Raw genomic sequence first — 1741 nt, forward strand, 5'->3', positions numbered from 1 at the left:
AGATTGGAGGGCGTGCCGCCGAACATGTCGGTCAGCACGATGACGCCCGCCCCGGTGTCGACACGGGCAACCGCGTCGACAATGTCGCGCCGACGCTGCTCCATATCGTCGTCGGCACCGATCGCCACGGTTTCGAAATTGTCTTGTGGCCCGACGACATGTTCGACGGCATGTCGGAACTCGGTGGCCAGTTGACCGTGCGTTACAAGCACGAGTCCGATCATTCTTTGGTGGCTCCCGTCATCGCCGCTTCACAGGCGCATTTTATGCTCGCCAGCCAATCCAGGCGGCGGGAGCGCTATCTTGTCGACGCGCGGCCCGTTGACAAGCCCAAAATTGCGCAGGCGCATGCCATTTTGACGCATTGCAGCAAAAAACCCGGAGCGGATCATAGAAAAGGCGCGATCGACAGCCGCGCCATCACGACCGGTAAGGCCGCCGGGATATTGCGTTCGACCACATCGACCTGTGGCACCAGACAACCCACGATGCTGCTAGCGGCATCCTCCTGGAAGCGCGGCGCTTCATCGGCCGGCACCAGGTGGACATGCAGGTCGACGAGGCCTGCCGGCTCGAATGGCAGAGGCCGGGGGCCGAGCCCAGGCACCTCGACGAGGCCTTCTATGGCGGCGGGAGCGCGGCACAGAAGCCGCCCGGCATGCGCCTCGACAAAGAGCTGATCGTCACCGACGAGCCGCGCGAACGATCCGCGCTGGCGACAATGATCTATGAGCGCCAGCGCCAGCGCCGTCTTGCCCGAGCCGGAGGCTCCGGTGATGAGAATGCCGCGCTCGCCGATCAAAACCATTGTCGCGTGAATGTTTTCAGGCTGCACGGCTGGACCAGGCATGGTTGGAATTCATGCTCTCAGCCTTCGGCCGGCAACGTCACCACAAAACGCGCGCCCTTGATCTCGCCGGGTTTGGTGCCGGGGATGTTCTCGGCGGTGAGCGTGCCGCCATGGGCCTCGACGATCTGCCTGGATATCGACAGGCCAAGGCCCGAATTCTGGCCGAACGCCTCGCCGGCCGGCCGGTCCGTGTAGAAGCGTTCGAAGATGCGGTCGATGTTGTCGGCGCGGATGCCGGGGCCATTGTCGTCGACGGTGACGATGTTGAACTTGCCGGCACGCGCCAGCGACAGGCTGATGTGGCCATGATCCTCGGGAACGAAGGAACGGGCGTTCTCGATCAAATTGGTGATGACCTGGCCGATGCGCAGATCATGGCCGACGACGACATAGCCTTTGACGCCCTGCGGCAGTTTGGCGGCCTTGAACTCGATCTCGACCGCCTTCTTGTTGCGCGTCGCTTCGCGCGAAACGGCGACCAGATCGGTGATGAATTTCTTCAAATCGACCGTTCCCGCATCTTCACGCGCGAGTTCCGCGTCCAGGCGCGATGCGTCGGAAATATCGGTGATGAGCCGGTCCAGCCGCCTGACATCGTGCTGGATGATATCCATCAGCCGGCCGCGCGAATCGTCGTTCTTGGCCAGCGGCAAGGTCTCCACCGCGCTGCGCAGCGACGTCAGCGGGTTTTTCAGCTCGTGCGAGACATCGGCCGCGAAGCTTTCGATCGCCTCGATCCGGGCGTAGAGCGCGTTGGTCATGTCGCGTATGGCGATCGACAGATTGCCGATCTCGTCCTGGCGGTCGGAAAAGTCGGGGATCTCCTCACGGCTCTTGACGCCGCGCCGCACTCGCACCGCCGCCGCCGACAGCCGGCGCAGCGGATTGGCG

General features: G+C 63.5%; 2 protein-coding genes and 1 pseudogene. All 3 read right to left on the reverse strand.

Features of this window, described 5'->3' with window-relative positions; all coding sequences use genetic code 11:
• Nucleotides 1–224: pseudogene (locus ENZ74_RS31060) on the reverse strand (PTS fructose transporter subunit IIA); the annotation flags it as partial.
• A 164-nt stretch (nt 225–388) separates the two neighbouring features.
• Nucleotides 389–850, reverse strand: a complete 462-nt coding sequence (locus ENZ74_RS31070; protein WP_013528335.1) for a hypothetical protein — start codon at nt 848–850, stop codon at nt 389–391.
• Nucleotides 851–867: 17 nt separating this feature from the next.
• Nucleotides 868–1741 (reverse strand): HAMP domain-containing sensor histidine kinase (locus ENZ74_RS31075; RefSeq protein ID WP_164761358.1); only part of this gene is annotated, 874 nt, incomplete at its 5' end.

The organism is Mesorhizobium sp. M7A.F.Ca.CA.002.15.2.1, assembly GCF_003998715.1.
In the GTDB taxonomy this organism is placed as follows: domain Bacteria; phylum Pseudomonadota; class Alphaproteobacteria; order Rhizobiales; family Rhizobiaceae; genus Mesorhizobium; species Mesorhizobium ciceri.

Coding starts and splice junctions, on each gene's coding strand:
- ENZ74_RS31070 (WP_013528335.1), bottom strand. CDS start 850: ATGCCTGGTCCAGCCGTGCAGCCTGAAAACATTCACGCGACAATGGTT.